This is a genomic window from Rhizobiaceae bacterium, assembly GCA_023953845.1.
In the GTDB taxonomy this organism is placed as follows: Bacteria; Pseudomonadota; Alphaproteobacteria; order Rhizobiales; family Rhizobiaceae; genus Arvimicrobium.
On record JAMLJC010000002.1, the window covers coordinates 802,382 to 817,114 of the forward strand.

Below are 14,733 nucleotides of genomic sequence, written 5' to 3' on the forward strand. Positions count from 1 at the left end.
GCCGAGGAACGAACATGCCGCTTTATGCCCTGGAAGGAATTTCCCCCGAGTTCGAGGACGAGGACAGCGTATGGATAGCGCCCGACGCCTCGATCGTCGGCAGGGTGCGTCTCGGCCGCGACGTCAGCGTCTGGTTCGGTTCGGCGCTGCGCGGCGACAATGAATGGATCACTATCGGTGACGGCTCCAACGTGCAGGAGCACACCATTATGCACACCGATCCCGGCCTGCCGCTGACGATCGGGAAGGGATGCACGATCGGCCATCGCGCGTTGCTCCACGGCTGCACCATCGGCGACAACACGCTGATCGGCATGGGAGCCATCATCCTGAACGGCGCGAGGATCGGCAGCAACTGCCTCGTGGGCGCGGGTGCGCTGGTGACGGAACGGAAGGAATTTCCCGATGGCTCCATGATCCTCGGTTCGCCGGCCAAGGCGGTGCGTACGCTGGACGAGGCGGCGATGGAAGGGCTGAGGCGATCGGCAAGGCACTATGTGGAGAACGGACGACGCTTCAGGGCGGGCCTGAAACGGCTGGGCTGATCTTATTCGGCGCCGACCGCTACGGTGACGACGCGAAGCGGCGTCGTGATGATCAGGCTGACTGCGCTCGTCACGGCATTGCCGATTCCGGTCGTGAGCTGGCCGATATTGTCGGTGAGCTGCACCTGGCTTGCGTCGAGCGCGTCGTCGCGCAGGCGCGCGCCGAGAAGCTGAACGATGACCGGATTGTCCGCGAACTTCGAATGATTGAGCCCGCCGCCGGACTCCGCGGCTGACGCATCCACCACCGTGACGCCAAGCTGCGCCAGCTCCCCGGCATTGGCATAGTCGCCGACGCGCGGCCTGTTGCCGGCGATGAGGCTGGACAATTGCAAGGCGCGGTCGTCGCGCGAGAGCATGATGACGAAGGGCCGGTTCGGCTTGCCGTAGCGGCGCATCTGCGACTTGAACACGTCGACGTCGATGTCAGGCGAGGCCAGCAGCACGTCGCCCAGCCTTCCGTCGAGATCACGGTCGTCGGTGATGGCAAGCTGGCGCAAAGCCTCCATCGTCACCCAGTTGCCCATGGAATGGGCGATGATGTCGACGCGCTTCGCGCCCGCGCGGACCAGCATCCGCAGCGTGGCCTCAAGCCGGTCGCGCGCGGCATGCGCGCTGTTGTTGTCGTAGACGTAGTCGGTCACGCGGCCGGCGGAGGCCCAGCTGAAAAGCACCGGAGTGCCGGGATACTGCGCATCCTGCACGAGCTGCGTCATGCGGTAGACGGCGTCGTCGAAACGCGTGTTGAAGCCATGGATGAACACCAGCGCACGGCCGCCGTGCCGCGCCATGTCGGCCCGCAATGCCTGCTCGAAATTCTTCTCATCATAGGCCGTGACGGCGGTCGCGGTGAAATATCGCGACGGATCGTATTTGCCGCGACGCGGCCGTTCGAGCGCGCCGATCTTGTGGGCGCGGGGCACGGTGACGTCCACCTTGACGAGGCTGAGATCGGGCGAACGGTCGCCATCGAACACTTCCGCCTTGTTGGCGGCTGCGGCGCGGGTCGTCGCGACGAAGATGGAGTGGCGGCCGGAAACCTGCGAATCCGCGATCGGCCCGGCGGCTTCGTTGAGCAGGATGTGCGCCTTCTGTCCGCCGCCGCACGCGGTCAGCGCAAGCGGCATCAGGGCGAACAGAATCCAGACAAGAACGCGACCTGCCACCCGACGACCTGTTGTTTCGCCCCTACGCCTGCCGTTTCTAGCCTGCAACGGGCCGCTGCGTCCACAACGGGCAGACAAAATGGCTTTCAGCGTCCCCAGAAACCCGGCGTGAAGATCACCAGCACGGCCAGGATTTCCAGGCGGCCGAGCAGCATGGCGGCCGTGCAGATCCATTTGGCTGCGTCCGGCAGGCTGGAAAAATTGCCGACCGGGCCGATGACCGGGCCGAGGCCGGGACCGACATTGGTGAGCGACGTCAGCGCGCCGGTGAGCGCGGTGACGAAATCGAGACCGGTGGCGGAAAGGAGCACCGTGAAGATCGCCCAGAGGATGAAGAAGGAGGCGATGAAGAGCACAACGGCCCGTTGCATGTCGTCGTCGACCGTACGTTCACCGTAGCGCACGGGCAGCACCATGTGCGGATAGATCAGGCGTCTCAGGCCGTTCGCCATCAGTTCGAAGAGGATGAGGAAGCGATACGCCTTGATGCCGCCCGTGGTCGAGCCCGAACAGCCGCCGAGGAAGGTCGCGACGAAGATGCAGCCGACCGCGAAGGGTCCCCAGAGCGTGTAATCGTCGCTGGCGAACCCCGCCGTCGTAATGACCGACAGGAAGTTGAATGTGGAATGCGTCAGCGCCACGCCGAACGGCATGTCCATCCTGACGGTCAGATAGATCGCGACAGCCACCGAAAGCACGATCGAATAGCCGGCGAAGACCCGGATCTGCGGGTCCCTCACCACGTCGAAGCGTCCGCGAACCGCGAAGAGGATCATCATGGAAAAGGGCAGCGCGCCGATGAACATGAAGACCGAGCCGATCCAGAGGATCGCCGGATTGTCCGCGTAGCGCAGGAACGACGTGTCGTGCGTGGAAAAGCCGCCGGTCGCCACCGTCGACATGGCATGGTTGAGCGCGTGGAAACCTTCCATGCCGGCCGCCACATAGGAGACGGCGCAGGCGGAGACGAGCGCCGTGTAGATGCCGATGAGGCTGATCGTGAATGTCTGGAAACGGGCGAAGGGCCGGTCCTCGATGTCGGAGGATTCGATCTTGAAGTAGCTGACGCCGCCGATGTTCAGGAAAGGCAGCAGGAACAGTCCGAGCGCGATGACGCCGAGGCCGCCCATGAAGGACAGGAGCGACCGCCAGAGCAGGATGCCGGGCGGGGCGGCGTCGAGGCCGTTGATGACGGTCGAGCCGGTGGTGGTGACGCCTGACACCGATTCGAAGATCGCATCCGTGAAGCTCATGTCCAGCGAGGAGGCGGCGAACGGCACCGCCCCGGCGAACGCCATGGTGAACCACAGCATATTGACCAGCAGGAAGCCGAACCGCGTGGAGGCCTGCGGGGGACGGCCCTGCGTCGCCAGCGCAATCGCCATGGCGATGCCGCCGACGAACAGCGCGGAGAAGGCGAAGGCCTGCCAGTCCGAATTGCCGTAGTAGAGATCGACTGCTGCCGGGATCAGCATCGACGCCGCGAGATAGAGCGCAAAAATGGCGGCGACGTGGGTCGCGGCCCGCATGGCTGATCTGTTCACGGACTGATCGATCCCGTCCTGGCAGCGGGGCTGCCCGCCAGTGGCTTCATACAGGCGAATGTGCGATAGCGCTAGGATTCACCCTGCTGCCGATCGACCATTGCGGATACCTCGATGACCACGTTTTCCGACCGTGTCTCCGGCGCGGCGGAGGCCCTCAGAAGCCTCTTCCCGCCAACGCCCCTGCAGGAAAACGACTATCTGTCGAAGAAGACCGGCGCGCGGGTCCTGCTGAAGCGCGAGGATCTGACGCCGGTGCGCTCCTACAAGATTCGTGGCGCCTTCACCTTCTTCAGCCGGGCGCTGGCGCGCGCCGGAGAGACGGCGACGTTCGTCTGCGCCTCGGCCGGCAACCATGCGCAGGGGTTCGCTTTCGTCTGCCGTCATTTCGGTCGCAGGGGCGTGGTGTTCATGCCGGTGACGACGCCGCAGCAGAAGATCGACAAGACGCGCCTTTTCGGCGGGGAGTTCGTGGAGATCCGGCTGGTCGGCGACTTCTTCGACGATTGCTACCGCGCCGCGCTGGGCTTTGCCGAGCAGACCAAAGGGCATATGGTGCCGCCCTTCGATCACAAGGACATCATCGAGGGTCAGGCCACCGTCGCCTGCGAGATCGCGGAGCAGATGCCGGACGGCCGCGCTCCGGACATCGTCATCGTGCCGGTCGGGGGAGGCGGGCTTTCCGCCGGCGTCGTGCAGTATTTCCGGGAGCGGGACCGGGCGCCGCGCTTCGTCTTCTGCGAGCCGAGCGGCGCGCCCAGCCTCCATGACAGCCTCGCCGCCGGCCGGCGGCTGAAGCTGGAGAAGGTCGACAATTTCGTCGACGGGGCGGCCGTCGCCGAAATCGGCCGCGAGCCCTTCCGGACCCTGAAGGATTTCGCGGCCTCCGACGTGCGGCTGATCCCGGAAAACCGGCTCTGCGCCACCATGATCGAAATGCTCAACGTCGAGGGCGTGGTGCTCGAACCTGCCGGCGCGCTGGCGATCGACGCGCTCAAGGATTTCTCGAAGAAGGAGATACGCGGCAAGAGCGTCGTCGCCATCGTCTCGGGCGGCAATTTCGACTTCGAGCGCCTGCCGGACGTCAAGGAGCGCGCGCTGCGCTTCGAGGGGCTGAAGAAGTATTTCATCCTGCGCTTTCCCCAGCGTCCGGGCGCCCTGCGCGATTTCCTGACCCTGCTCGGGCCTGACGACGACATCACGCGCTTCGAATACCTCAAGAAGTCGGCGCGCAATTTCGGCTCTGTGCTGATCGGCATCGAGACCAAGGACCGGCGCAATTTCGATACGCTGGTGAAACGTTTCCACGAAGCCGGCTGGGCCTATCAGGACATCACCGACAACGAAACCATCGCCGGACTGGTGATATGAGCGCGACCGTCTATCTCCTCTTGTTCCGCGGCGTCGGCGGCGCCACGCAACTGCCGACGAAGCCGCTGCGCGAGGCGCTGACGGAAGCCGGATTCGAGAATGCCGGCACCTATATCAACAGCGGGAACGCCTATCTGAAGACCACTATGGCCCGCGACGACATGCTGAAGGCGGTGGCCGAAATCTGCCGTGAGAAATTCGGCTTCGCCAAGGATATCTATGCGCCGTCGCTCGCCGAATGGCGCAAGCTGGTGAAGCAGAATCCCTTTGCCGGAAAATTCGAGGAAGGCCGCTTCCTGCATGCGGCGTGGCTGGCGGAAAAGCCGGCAGAGGACGTGATCGGAAAGCTGCGTGCGCTCGCCGCGGCGGACGAGTGGATCGAGGTGGTCGGCAAGGTCGCCTATCTCCACACGCCCGGCGGGCTGAGCCAGTCCGTCCTCGGCACGAAGTTCGACAAGGGGCTCGGCGTGCCGAACACGGCGCGCAACTGGAACACGGTGCTGAAGCTGCTCGAGCTGGCCGAGAAGGCGGCGGAATAATTGCGATAACAGAAATGATGCATTATCTGTTATCGCAAAGGAGATGGCCATGAACGTATCTCTGGGAGAACGTTGGGAAAGCTTCGTCGCGGATATGGTTCGGCACGGTCGCTACGGGTCGGCCAGTGAGGTCGTGCGCGAGGGGTTGAGGCTGGTCGAAGAACGCGAAGCGAAGCTTGTTGCGCTGAGAAGCATGCTGGATATGTCGATTGCCGCTGGCGGCGACGTCACGGAGGATGATCTCGACAAGGCTTTGCGGGCGAGGTCCGACGAACTGGCGCGCGAAGGCTTCTAGGTTTGCGCCGTCTGCGCATTCTGCAATCGGCTGCCGACGATCTGGTCGAAACCTTGGATTTCGTCAGCCGACAGAGCGGAAGCCTGGCGACCGGCCGGCGGTTCGTGCAGGCGCTACGCATGCGCTGTGTCGAACTGGCGGGACTACCCGGCACGATGGGACGTCCGCGTCCCGAACTGCGCCCTGACATCAGAAGCGTGGCTTTCAAAGGCTATGTGATCTTCTTTCGCTATAGCGACGGCGCGTTCGAGGTCGTGAACATCATCCATGGGCACAGGGACGTAGAACACCTCTTCGACGTCTGATGGATTCCGCACTGCAACATATTCGCCTTGCAAATGACGCCGAACTCCTCCATATGCGCGCCATAGGCGCTTGGGCCGACATGCTCGGCTCTCCCGCGGATGGGACTGGTTGCGTCTGTTTCTGCTTCCCCGAATAGTTCGGCGATCGCGGAAAAGACCCGTGGCATGCGGCTGCGGGCACGACAGCGCAATCGAGCAGGCGCATTCCCGCGCCGTTCGCCTTGTCGTTTCAAGAACCGATGATTTCGCGGCAGGTTGCGCCTTGCCGCTTCCTTGTGCTGCGGCGCGCCGCGCCGCCTGAAAGAGATAAGTTGACGAACGAGAACACCAATTCCGCCACGGGCTTCGAGGCTCTTGGCATTTCCGGCCAATTGCTCAAGGCGACGCTCGCCGCCGGCTTCGAGGACCCGAAGCCGATCCAGCAGCAGGCCATTCCTGCACAGCTCGAAGGCCGTGACATTCTGGGCGTCGCCCAGACCGGCTCCGGCAAGACGGCAGCCTTCGCGCTTCCCATCCTGTCGAAGATCATGGCGCTTGGCAGCAAGCGTCGCCCGAAAACGGCGCGGGCGCTCGTGCTGGTGCCCACCCGTGAACTGGCCGTGCAGATCGAGGAGACCTTCCGCCTGCTCGCCAAGGGCGCGCATGTCTCTACTGCCCTCGTGCTCGGCGGCGTTTCCCGCTTCAGCCAGGTGAAGAAGATCCTGCCGGGCGTCGACGTGCTGATCGCCACGCCGGGCCGCCTGATGGATCTGGTCAAGGCGCGCGACGTGCACCTTGCCGACACGACATGGCTCGTGCTCGACGAGGCCGACCGCATGCTCGACATGGGCTTCATCAACGATGTCAGGCGCATAGCCAAGGAAACGCACGCCGCCCGGCAGACCGCGCTTTTTTCCGCCACGATGCCGCCGGAGATCGAGCAGCTTGCGCAGAGCCTGCTGCGCGCGCCGGTCCGCGTCGAGGTGGCACCGCAGGGAACGGCTGCGGCCGAGATCGTGCAGAGTGTCGTCTTGGCCCGCACCAAGCAGAAGCGCAAGGTTCTGGCGGACATGCTCGGAGATGCAGCCATGTCCTCGGTCATCGTCTTCTCGCGCACGAAGCACGGCGCCGACCGCATCACCCGCGATCTCGAGCGCGACGGCTTCGAAGCGGCGGTCATCCACGGCAACAAGTCGCAGAATGCCCGCCAGAAGGCGCTCAACGGTTTTCGCGACGGCTCGGTGCGCATTCTGGTGGCGACCGACATCGCGGCGCGCGGCATCGACGTGCCAGGCATCAGCCATGTCGTCAATTTCGACCTGCCGGACGAGGCGGAGAGCTACGTCCATCGTATCGGCCGTACGGGCCGCAACGGCGCGTCAGGCATTGCGGTGACCATGGTCGATCCGTCGGAGAACGCCAAGCTGCGGGCCGTCGAGCGGATCATCCGCATGAAGCTGCCTGTCGGGGCGGACCATCTCGGCGAGCCTGACCCGCAGCGCGAGGCGCATCGCGCCGAGGCTTCCCCGGAAGCGCGCGAGCAGGATATGGAGCGGAGGCCGCATCGCGGTCGCGGACAGCACGCGCCGCAGCAACGCTCCGGCGAACGCAGCGGGGCCGGCAAGCCGCACGGGCATCGCCCGAACGCCGGCCGGCCGGCACATGCCGGCAACAAGGGACGCCATGAGGCGCCGCGCGCCCATGCCGCCAAGCCGGCGGGCGATCAGCCCGCACGCCGGCCTTTCCGCCGCAAGCGTCGCGGTCCGGCCGCCAAGCACGCGGCCGCGTAAAAATCGACCATGTTGGGCCGATAAACGGCTCGACTGGTCCATTGTCCGGGATTTCCCGGCAGGTTAGGGCGGGCGAAGCGTGCTTCGGCCGCTCTTTTTATACAGGGTCGGTCATGGCTGGAATTGCCGCGCTCGCGGTCGCTTATATTCTCTCTCAATTCTTCCGGTCGTTCCTCGCGGTGCTCACGCCCGTGCTGTCGTCGGAACTCGGCATGACGAAGGGCGACCTGTCCCTTGCCTCGGGCGCTTTTTTCATCGTCTTCGCGCTGGCGCAGTTCGGCGTCGGCGTCTCTCTCGACCGGTTCGGCCCGCGCCGCACCTCGGCCCTGCTGCTCGGCATCGTGGGCGGGGGCGGCGCGTTCCTGTTCGCAGCCGCCTCGACGCCCTGGATGGTGATCGTCGCCATGGGGCTGATAGGCCTTGGCTGCTCGTCGGTATTGATGGCCGCGCTCTTCATCTTCGCCAAGACCTATCCGCCCGCGCGTTTTGCCGTGCTGGCCTCCTGGATGGTGGCGTTCGGCACGGCGGGCAACGTCATCGGCGCTGCGCCCCTGGCCTATGCCGAACAGCTTTTCGGCTGGCGGCATGTGATGGTCGGCCTCGGCATCTTCACCGTCCTCATCGCCATCGTCACGCTGGCGATCGTCCGCGATCCGGAGCGGGAGGACCATGCGCACAACGATATGGGGCTTTCCGGATATATCGAACTTTTCAGAATGCCGGTGTTGTGGGGGATCATTCCGCTGATGGCGCTGAGCTATGCGCCGGCGCTGGGCATAAGGGGGCTTTGGGCCGGGCCGTACCTCACCGACGTCTACGGCGCGGACGCGTTGCTGATTGGTCGCGTCACGCTGTTCATGGCGCTCGGCATGGTTGCCGGCGCCTTCGCCTACGGGCCGCTCGACACGCTTTTCGGCACGCGCAAATGGGTCGGCGTGGCCGGCAACGTCATCAGCCTGATCGCGCTGGCTTTCTTCGCGATCCAGCCGATGCCGGAGCTGCTGGTTACCGAGATCGTGCTGGTGGTCATCGGCGTCACCGGCGTGTCCTACGGCCTGCTGATGGCACATGCGCGTGCCTTCCTGCCAAAACATCTCGTCGGGCGCGGCGTGACGTTGATGAACTTCTTCTCCATCGGCGGCATCGGCGTGATGCAGTTCGCGACGGGCGCGGTGGTGACCCGCAACTTCACGCCCGGCGATCCGGCCGCGGCCTATCAGGCCCTGTTCGCCTTCTATGCCGCGCTGATCGCGGTCGCTGTTCTGATCTACCTTTTCTCGCGCGACGCCCGGCCCGAAAGGGCAGGCTGAGTGACGGTCGCGCTGATCCAGGCAACGATCCGGTCCGCGATCTTTCCGGTGGTCGACGGCGACAGGGCGTCGCCTGCGATGACGTGATGCGCGGGATCGTCGCTGTCGTTCACCACAACGGTCTCGTGCGAAGCGCCCCATCGCGCGGCGATGGCGCGCGTCAGATCCGGCCGCACGACCTGATCCCTGTCCGAAAAGACGAAAAGCGCCGGGACCCTGATCGTCTCGACCGGACTCCTGCGGGCGGCCTTTGAAAGAGCCGCCATCGGCAGAAGGGCGGCCGTCGGATAATGCGTGGTCCAGAGCCGCGCATGTTGCTCGCTCCGGGGCTCGAACGTGTAATCCCGGCCGACGACGAGGGCGGCGAGCTGGCCGCCCCAAGGTTGCGTGAGCAGCCACGCCCCGCCCGCCCGTACGCCATAATTCGGCGAGACAAGCACGAGACCGGCGATGTTGGCGGACGAGGCCGGATCGGCGGCGGCGACCGTCGCCAGCGCGCCTCCGGTGGAGGTCGCCATCACGACCACGCGCTCGCCGATCCTGCTGCCGATGGCGACAGCCTCGGCGAAATCGTTGATCCAGTCCTTCACCGCCGCCCTGGCGAGCGCGGTCCCGTCCTGCGCATGCCCGGTCAGGCGCGCGAAGAAGAGATTCGCGCCCAGAGAGGCTGCAACCCTGTCCGGCAGAGGGCGAAGCTCGCCCTTGGACGCCGAAAAGCCATGGACACAGACGATGGCGAGCGGCGTGCGCGCCTTGGTGCCGGGGTCAGCCCAGACGATCTCCTTCTGAAGCCCGCCCCGTACGTTCCCAACCTTCTCCTCTGCCTGTTTCAGATAGGCTTCGACATCCGCGCCGATCGATTGCGCATCGAATGCCGGCCGCAGGTCGGCGCGAACGCGCGGGCCGAGAAACACGACGACGGCGAGTCCAAGAATGGCAATCGCGAACCAGAGCAAGCGCGCCTCATCTTATGGAAAGCCGTGAGCCGAAATCCCATTGCGGAAGATCAGCCGGCGACAGCAGCATCGTTGCCATTTCCGCTCCGATGTCGCAACAGAAGCTCGTGTTCGGGCGGTTCGGGAAAATTTCAGACCTTGCAACCGCTTATCGCCATTTCTACGGTTCCGGAAGAGTTCACAGGAAGACATCCATGCATCGCTCGGTGATCGACGCCATCGGCAATACGCCGCTCATCCGCCTGCGCAGGGCTTCGGAAGCGACAGGCTGCGAGATCCTCGGCAAGGCCGAATTCATGAATCCCGGGCAGTCGGTGAAGGACCGCGCGGGGCTTTTCATCATCCGCGACGCCGAGAAGAAGTGCCTGCTGAGACCGGGCGGGGTCATCGTCGAAGGTACCGCCGGCAATACGGGTATCGGCCTCACCGTGGTCGCCAAGGCGCTCGGCTACCGCACGGTCATCGTCATCCCCGACACGCAGAGCCAGGAAAAGAAGGACGCGCTGCGCCTGCTCGGCGCGGAACTGCTGGAAGTGCCGGCCGTGCCTTACAAGAATCCGAACAACTACGTGAAAGTGTCCGGCCGGCTGGCCGAGCAGCTTGCCGCGAGCGATCCCAACGGCGCGATCTGGGCGAACCAGTTCGACAATGTCGCGAATCGCGATGGCCACGTCGTCACCACGGCGGAGGAAATCTGGCGCGACACAGGCGGCAAGGTCGACGGCTTCGTCTCGGCAGTCGGCACGGGCGGAACGCTTGCCGGCGTAGCGGCGGGCCTCAAGGGCAGGAACAAAGACGTCAGGATCGCGCTGGCCGATCCGCTCGGCGCGGCGCTCTACAGCTATTATACCGACGGCGTGCTGAAGGCCGAGGGCAGCTCGATCACCGAAGGCATCGGGCAGGGGCGCGTCACCGCCAATCTCGAAGGCTTCACGCCCGATTTCTCGTACCAGATTCCCGACGAGGAGGCGCTGCCGATCATCTTCGATCTGGTGCAGGCGGAGGGGCTGTGCCTCGGCGGCTCGACCGGCATCAACATCGCCGGCGCGATCCGGTTGGCGAGGGATCTCGGTCCCGGCCACACCATCGTGACGATCCTCTGCGACTACGGCACGCGCTACCAGTCCAAGCTCTTCAACCCGGCCTTTCTGCGTACGAAGAACCTGCCTGTCCCGGACTGGATGGACCGCGAGCCGGACATCGCAATCCCGTTCGAGGCGGTTGCGTGACCATGCGGACCGAAGCGCTTTTCCGCGAAGACGCCTACCTCAAGGAGGCCAAAGCCGAGGTTACGGGCATCGACGACCGTGGCGGCATCATCCTCGACCGGACGATCTTCTACGCGACCTCGGGCGGTCAGCCGGGCGATACGGGCCGGCTGACGCGTCCGGACGGAACGGCGGTCACGATAGCGGCGACCGTGACCGGGGAGACGAAGGACGAGATTATCCATGTGCCCGCTCCGGATCAGCCTTCGCTCGCGCCCGGCGACCGCGTGTCGCTGGCGATCGACTGGGAGCGCCGCCATCGCCTGATGCGGATGCACACCGCCTGCCATCTGCTGACCGTCGTCTGTCCGTTCCCCATCACCGGAGCGGCGGTTTCGGAGGACGATTCGCGTGTCGATTTCGACATTCCCGATGCGGCTTACACGAAGGAGGAGGTGACGGCGCGGCTGATGGAACTCGTCGCGGCGGACCATCCCGTGTTTACGCGCTGGATCACCGACGAGGAGCTGGCGGCCAATCCGGGGCTGGTGAAGTCCAAGAACGTTCGCCCGCCGTCCGGCACCGGCCGCATCCGGCTCGTCTGCATCGGCGATTCCGGCTCGATAGACAGCCAGCCCTGCGGCGGCACGCATGTTGCGCGCACCGGCGAAGTCGGCGACATTCACGTCGGCAAGATTGAGAAGAAGGGCAGGGAGAATCGCCGCTTTCGGCTGCGTTTCGGCCCGTTGCCCACTGCCTGAGGATCGGCAATGAGCGAACGTAGCCCTTTCGTGGTCGATGCCGACTGGTTGCAGGGATGGCTGGGAAAACCCGGCCTCTCCATCGTCGACGCCTCGTGGTATCTGCCGGCGCAGAAGCGTGACGCGCGCGCCGAGTACGATCAGGCGCACATACCGGGCGCGGTCTTCTTCGATCAGGATCTGGTCGTCGACAACACGTCGGAACTTCCGCACACGCTGCCGAAGCCCGAGCAGTTCGCGCCCTTTGCCGGCACCATGGGCATTTCCGTCGACGACACGATCGTCGTCTATGATGGAGCCGGCATGTTCAGCGCTCCGCGCGTGTGGTGGATGTTCCGCGTGATGGGCGCCAAGGAGGTCTTTGTCCTCGACGGCGGCTTCGACCGCTGGAAGGCGGAAGGCCGGCCGGTGACGGCGGAGCCGACCAAGGTCGCGCCCTGCATATTCATGACGGATTTCGATGCTTCGCGCGTCGCCTCGCTGGCCGACATGCGCGAGATCGTCGGCGGCGGCGAGCGGCAGATCGCGGATGCGCGCTCCGCCGGGCGATTTGCCGGCACCGATCCAGAGCCGCGCGCCGGCGTGCGGGGCGGCCACATGCCCGGCGCGAAAAACGTGCCGGCAACCTCGCTTTCCGAGAATGGCCGTCTTCTGCCGCTGGACGAGTTGCGCGCGCGGCTCGAAGGCGCCGGCCTCGACCTCGACAGGCCGATCGTCACCTCCTGCGGCTCCGGCGTCACGGCGGCGGTGATCACGCTGGCGCTGGAATCGGTCGGCCATCACGGCAGCAAGCTCTATGACGGCTCCTGGACCGAATGGGGAAGCCGCACGGATACGCCGGTGGCGACGGGCAAGGAGTGAGCATGGAAGCCGAAAAGCCGGTCGACGTCATTCCGGTCACCGTCACCTTTCTGGAGATGACCGCGCCGCCGGCGCATTATCCGCCTCTGCCGCACAACCGGCAGATCGCGCTGCTCAGGGCGCGCAACATCCCGGTCCATTTCTACAAATATCTGGCCGACCGCGTCGGGCGCAAATGGCACTGGGTGAACATCCTTCGTACCCCTGACGCCGAACTCGAGGCGGCGCTGTCGAAGCCGGACCGTGACATCCGCGTACTCTATCTGGACGGGTCGCCGGCGGGCTTCTTCGATATCAAGCCGATGCTGCCCGGAGCGGCGGACCTCGCCTATTTCGGCCTGATGGAACACGCCGTCGGCCAAGGTCTCGGCCGCTGGTTTCTTGGCGCTGCGATCGAGGCGGCGTGGTCGCACGGGCCGCGCCTGGTGACCGTACAGACATGCACGCTCGATCATCCGGCCGCGCTGCCGCTCTATCAGCGCCTAGGCTTCTCGCCTGTCGGCCAGCAGCAGGAAATGGTCAAGGTGATGACCATGGCCGAGCGTTCGGAGAGTGTGATGCGGTGACGCTGACGATCAGCCTTGCGACTGATTGAATTCGGCGTCCAGCATTTCCGGACGCTGGATGACGGCGAACTCGATGGCGACGCCTTCCTCGAAATGGCGCACCACCTGGCCGCGCATCGTTCCCAGCACGACCTGAACGCCGAGCGCCGGCTTGACGTCGATCTCGACGGCGGCGCCCGACAGCGACAGGTCGATAATCCGGCACTGGTACTGGCGTCCGTCGAGGAGTTGCAGGATGCTCATCGGGTTGCGTGGCGCGACGCGCTCGTGGCGGCGGTCTTCCGGCAGGTCGAGTTCGTGCTTGTTGGCGAGCCAGGTGAGCTGGGCCGCCAGCTTGTCCTTCTTGCGTTCCGAGGCGATGACCGTCATGGCGAAACCGTCATCGAGACGACGCGTGATCACGCCCTCGACGCGGCCGATATGGTCGATATAGGCGATGACCTTCTCGCCGGCCTCGCCGATATGATCGCAGCGCATCGAAACATTGCCCGGCGACATGTCGATCACCTGGCACGGATGTTCGGAGCGGTCCTCGAGCATGTAGCGCCCGTAAATCTTCACGCGGACCCGTTGAAAGGTCCGCCGCTCCGCCTTCAACGGCGCGCTCTGGATCGCCGCAGCCCTCATCATTGCCTCTGCCTGCCAGCCATGTGGCGGAAAGCCACGCGATGGACCTTACCACCACATAGGTTAACAATGCGGAAAGCGTGCCGCGGCGGCTTCCGCGGCTTCGGCGCTATTCAGGCCCGCGCCCGCCGTCGAGCACGAGGAGATGGCGAATCCGGCGGGCGTTGTTCAGCAGGAAGTCGGCCTTCGGCGCATGGCCCCGGGCCATCGGCGGCACCGGGACGGCCGGGCGATTCTTGAGGAACATCGGGTCGCGGTCGGGATCGATGACCCGGACCGAGCCCAGCTTCGCGTCCGCGATCGGATGCGAACCCAGCCAGAAGGGCTTGTGCGCCGCCGACAGGGCGCCGAGGCAACGCGGATTTTCCTGACCTCCGTCGAGCGGCAGAAGCACGAACTCGAAGGAGACGCTGCGATCGTCGCGGCCGAATCCGTAGAAGTCGAAGCAGACGACGGATTTGGACTGGAACACGCTCGCGACCAGACGGGCGACCACGCGGCGCTCCGTTTCCCGCCAGAGCGAGGTGAAGGCGAAGCCCTTCAGCTCGCGGCCGTAGATGGCGCACAGGCGCGTTCCCGCCAGCCGGAAGATGGCCTCGCCGCGCATGTCGCGTTCAAGGATGAAGGTGTCGCCCAGCAGTGACTTGATGTCGGCCGGCTCGATATCCGTCCGCTTCGGGGCAGGGCGATCGCCGCGCAGGCGGTTCCAATAATGGAACAGCGCCAGGGAGCCCTCCTGTTTCATTCCATGCCACTCCGAATTTGCGCCGGGCGAATCTGTTCCGGCGGCGGACGTTGGTGCGCCCTTTAGGCCACTTTCAGTGGGAGAGAGGCAGGGCGCGTGCCAATCGGAGAGAAGTTGTTAACCGTTCGGGGACATTAAGGTTAACAAAGGGTTTCGATTGCGAGC

General features: G+C 65.1%; 16 protein-coding genes. 11 read left to right on the plus strand and 5 right to left on the minus strand.

What is annotated here, in order from left to right; all coding sequences use genetic code 11:
• Positions 1-14 precede the first annotated feature (14 nt).
• Complete coding sequence (locus M9955_25875; GenBank protein MCO5085077.1) at positions 15-545, plus strand: gamma carbonic anhydrase family protein; 531 nt, start codon at positions 15-17, stop codon at positions 543-545.
• A gap of 2 nt (positions 546-547) precedes the next feature.
• Here the strand turns inward: M9955_25875 and M9955_25880 are convergent, their stop codons facing one another.
• A complete protein-coding gene (locus tag M9955_25880) occupies positions 548-1,711 on the minus strand; it encodes an alpha/beta hydrolase (GenBank protein ID MCO5085078.1) in 1,164 nt (387 codons plus the stop codon).
• Positions 1,712-1,797: 86 nt separating this feature from the next.
• Positions 1,798-3,255: a TrkH family potassium uptake protein gene (locus tag M9955_25885; protein ID MCO5085079.1), complete on the minus strand. Its 1,458-nt coding sequence runs from the start codon at positions 3,253-3,255 to the stop codon at positions 1,798-1,800.
• 114 nt (positions 3,256-3,369) lie between these two features.
• On the opposite strand from M9955_25885, the gene ilvA reads away from it, so the two are divergent.
• The 6 genes from ilvA to M9955_25915 all read left to right on the plus strand — a co-directional run bounded on the left by ilvA (position 3,370) and on the right by M9955_25915 (position 8,844).
• Positions 3,370-4,626, plus strand: a complete 1,257-nt coding sequence (gene ilvA / locus M9955_25890) for a threonine ammonia-lyase IlvA (GenBank protein MCO5085080.1) — start codon at positions 3,370-3,372, stop codon at positions 4,624-4,626.
• Positions 4,623-5,165: a DUF1697 domain-containing protein gene (locus M9955_25895; protein ID MCO5085081.1), complete on the plus strand. Its 543-nt coding sequence runs from the start codon at positions 4,623-4,625 to the stop codon at positions 5,163-5,165. The genes ilvA and M9955_25895 overlap by 4 nt, the downstream gene beginning before the upstream one ends.
• 49 nt (positions 5,166-5,214) lie before the next feature.
• Positions 5,215-5,460, plus strand: coding sequence for a type II toxin-antitoxin system ParD family antitoxin (locus M9955_25900; GenBank protein ID MCO5085082.1), 246 nt, complete (start codon positions 5,215-5,217; stop codon positions 5,458-5,460).
• 2 nt (positions 5,461-5,462) lie between these two features.
• A complete protein-coding gene (locus M9955_25905) occupies positions 5,463-5,765 on the plus strand; it encodes a type II toxin-antitoxin system RelE/ParE family toxin (protein MCO5085083.1) in 303 nt (100 codons plus the stop codon).
• Between the two features lie 239 nt (positions 5,766-6,004).
• Positions 6,005-7,534, plus strand: coding sequence for a DEAD/DEAH box helicase (locus tag M9955_25910; GenBank protein MCO5085084.1), 1,530 nt, complete (start codon positions 6,005-6,007; stop codon positions 7,532-7,534).
• A gap of 113 nt (positions 7,535-7,647) precedes the next feature.
• Positions 7,648-8,844 carry an MFS transporter gene (locus M9955_25915; GenBank protein MCO5085085.1) on the plus strand — a complete coding sequence of 399 codons (1,197 nt, stop codon included), beginning with the start codon at positions 7,648-7,650 and terminating at the stop codon, positions 8,842-8,844.
• Here the strand turns inward: M9955_25915 and M9955_25920 are convergent.
• Positions 8,802-9,800, minus strand: a complete 999-nt coding sequence (locus tag M9955_25920) for a lysophospholipase (protein MCO5085086.1) — start codon at positions 9,798-9,800, stop codon at positions 8,802-8,804. The two genes, M9955_25915 and M9955_25920, sit on opposite strands and share 43 nt — an antisense overlap.
• 194 nt (positions 9,801-9,994) lie before the next feature.
• Between M9955_25920 and M9955_25925 the strand changes: the two genes are divergently transcribed.
• The 4 genes from M9955_25925 to M9955_25940 are packed head-to-tail and all read left to right on the plus strand — an operon-like array spanning position 9,995 to position 13,196.
• On the plus strand, positions 9,995-11,029 hold the full coding sequence (locus M9955_25925) for a cysteine synthase A (GenBank protein MCO5085087.1): 1,035 nt from the start codon (positions 9,995-9,997) through the stop codon (positions 11,027-11,029).
• On the plus strand, positions 11,026-11,769 hold the full coding sequence (locus tag M9955_25930) for an alanyl-tRNA editing protein (GenBank protein ID MCO5085088.1): 744 nt from the start codon (positions 11,026-11,028) through the stop codon (positions 11,767-11,769). Before M9955_25925 ends, M9955_25930 begins: the two co-directional genes overlap by 4 nt.
• Positions 11,770-11,778: 9 nt before the next feature.
• A complete protein-coding gene (gene sseA, locus M9955_25935; GenBank protein MCO5085089.1) occupies positions 11,779-12,630 on the plus strand; it encodes a 3-mercaptopyruvate sulfurtransferase in 852 nt (283 codons plus the stop codon).
• A gap of 2 nt (positions 12,631-12,632) precedes the next feature.
• Positions 12,633-13,196, plus strand: a complete 564-nt coding sequence (locus M9955_25940) for a GNAT family N-acetyltransferase (protein MCO5085090.1) — start codon at positions 12,633-12,635, stop codon at positions 13,194-13,196.
• 9 nt (positions 13,197-13,205) lie between these two features.
• Here M9955_25940 and M9955_25945 read toward each other — a convergent pair whose 3' ends face one another.
• Entirely contained in the window at positions 13,206-13,823 is a 618-nt protein-coding gene (locus M9955_25945; protein MCO5085091.1) for a PilZ domain-containing protein, read from the minus strand.
• 109 nt (positions 13,824-13,932) lie between these two features.
• Positions 13,933-14,568, minus strand: a complete 636-nt coding sequence (locus M9955_25950) for a PAS domain-containing protein (protein ID MCO5085092.1) — start codon at positions 14,566-14,568, stop codon at positions 13,933-13,935.
• Between the last annotated feature and the right edge of the window lie 165 nt (positions 14,569-14,733).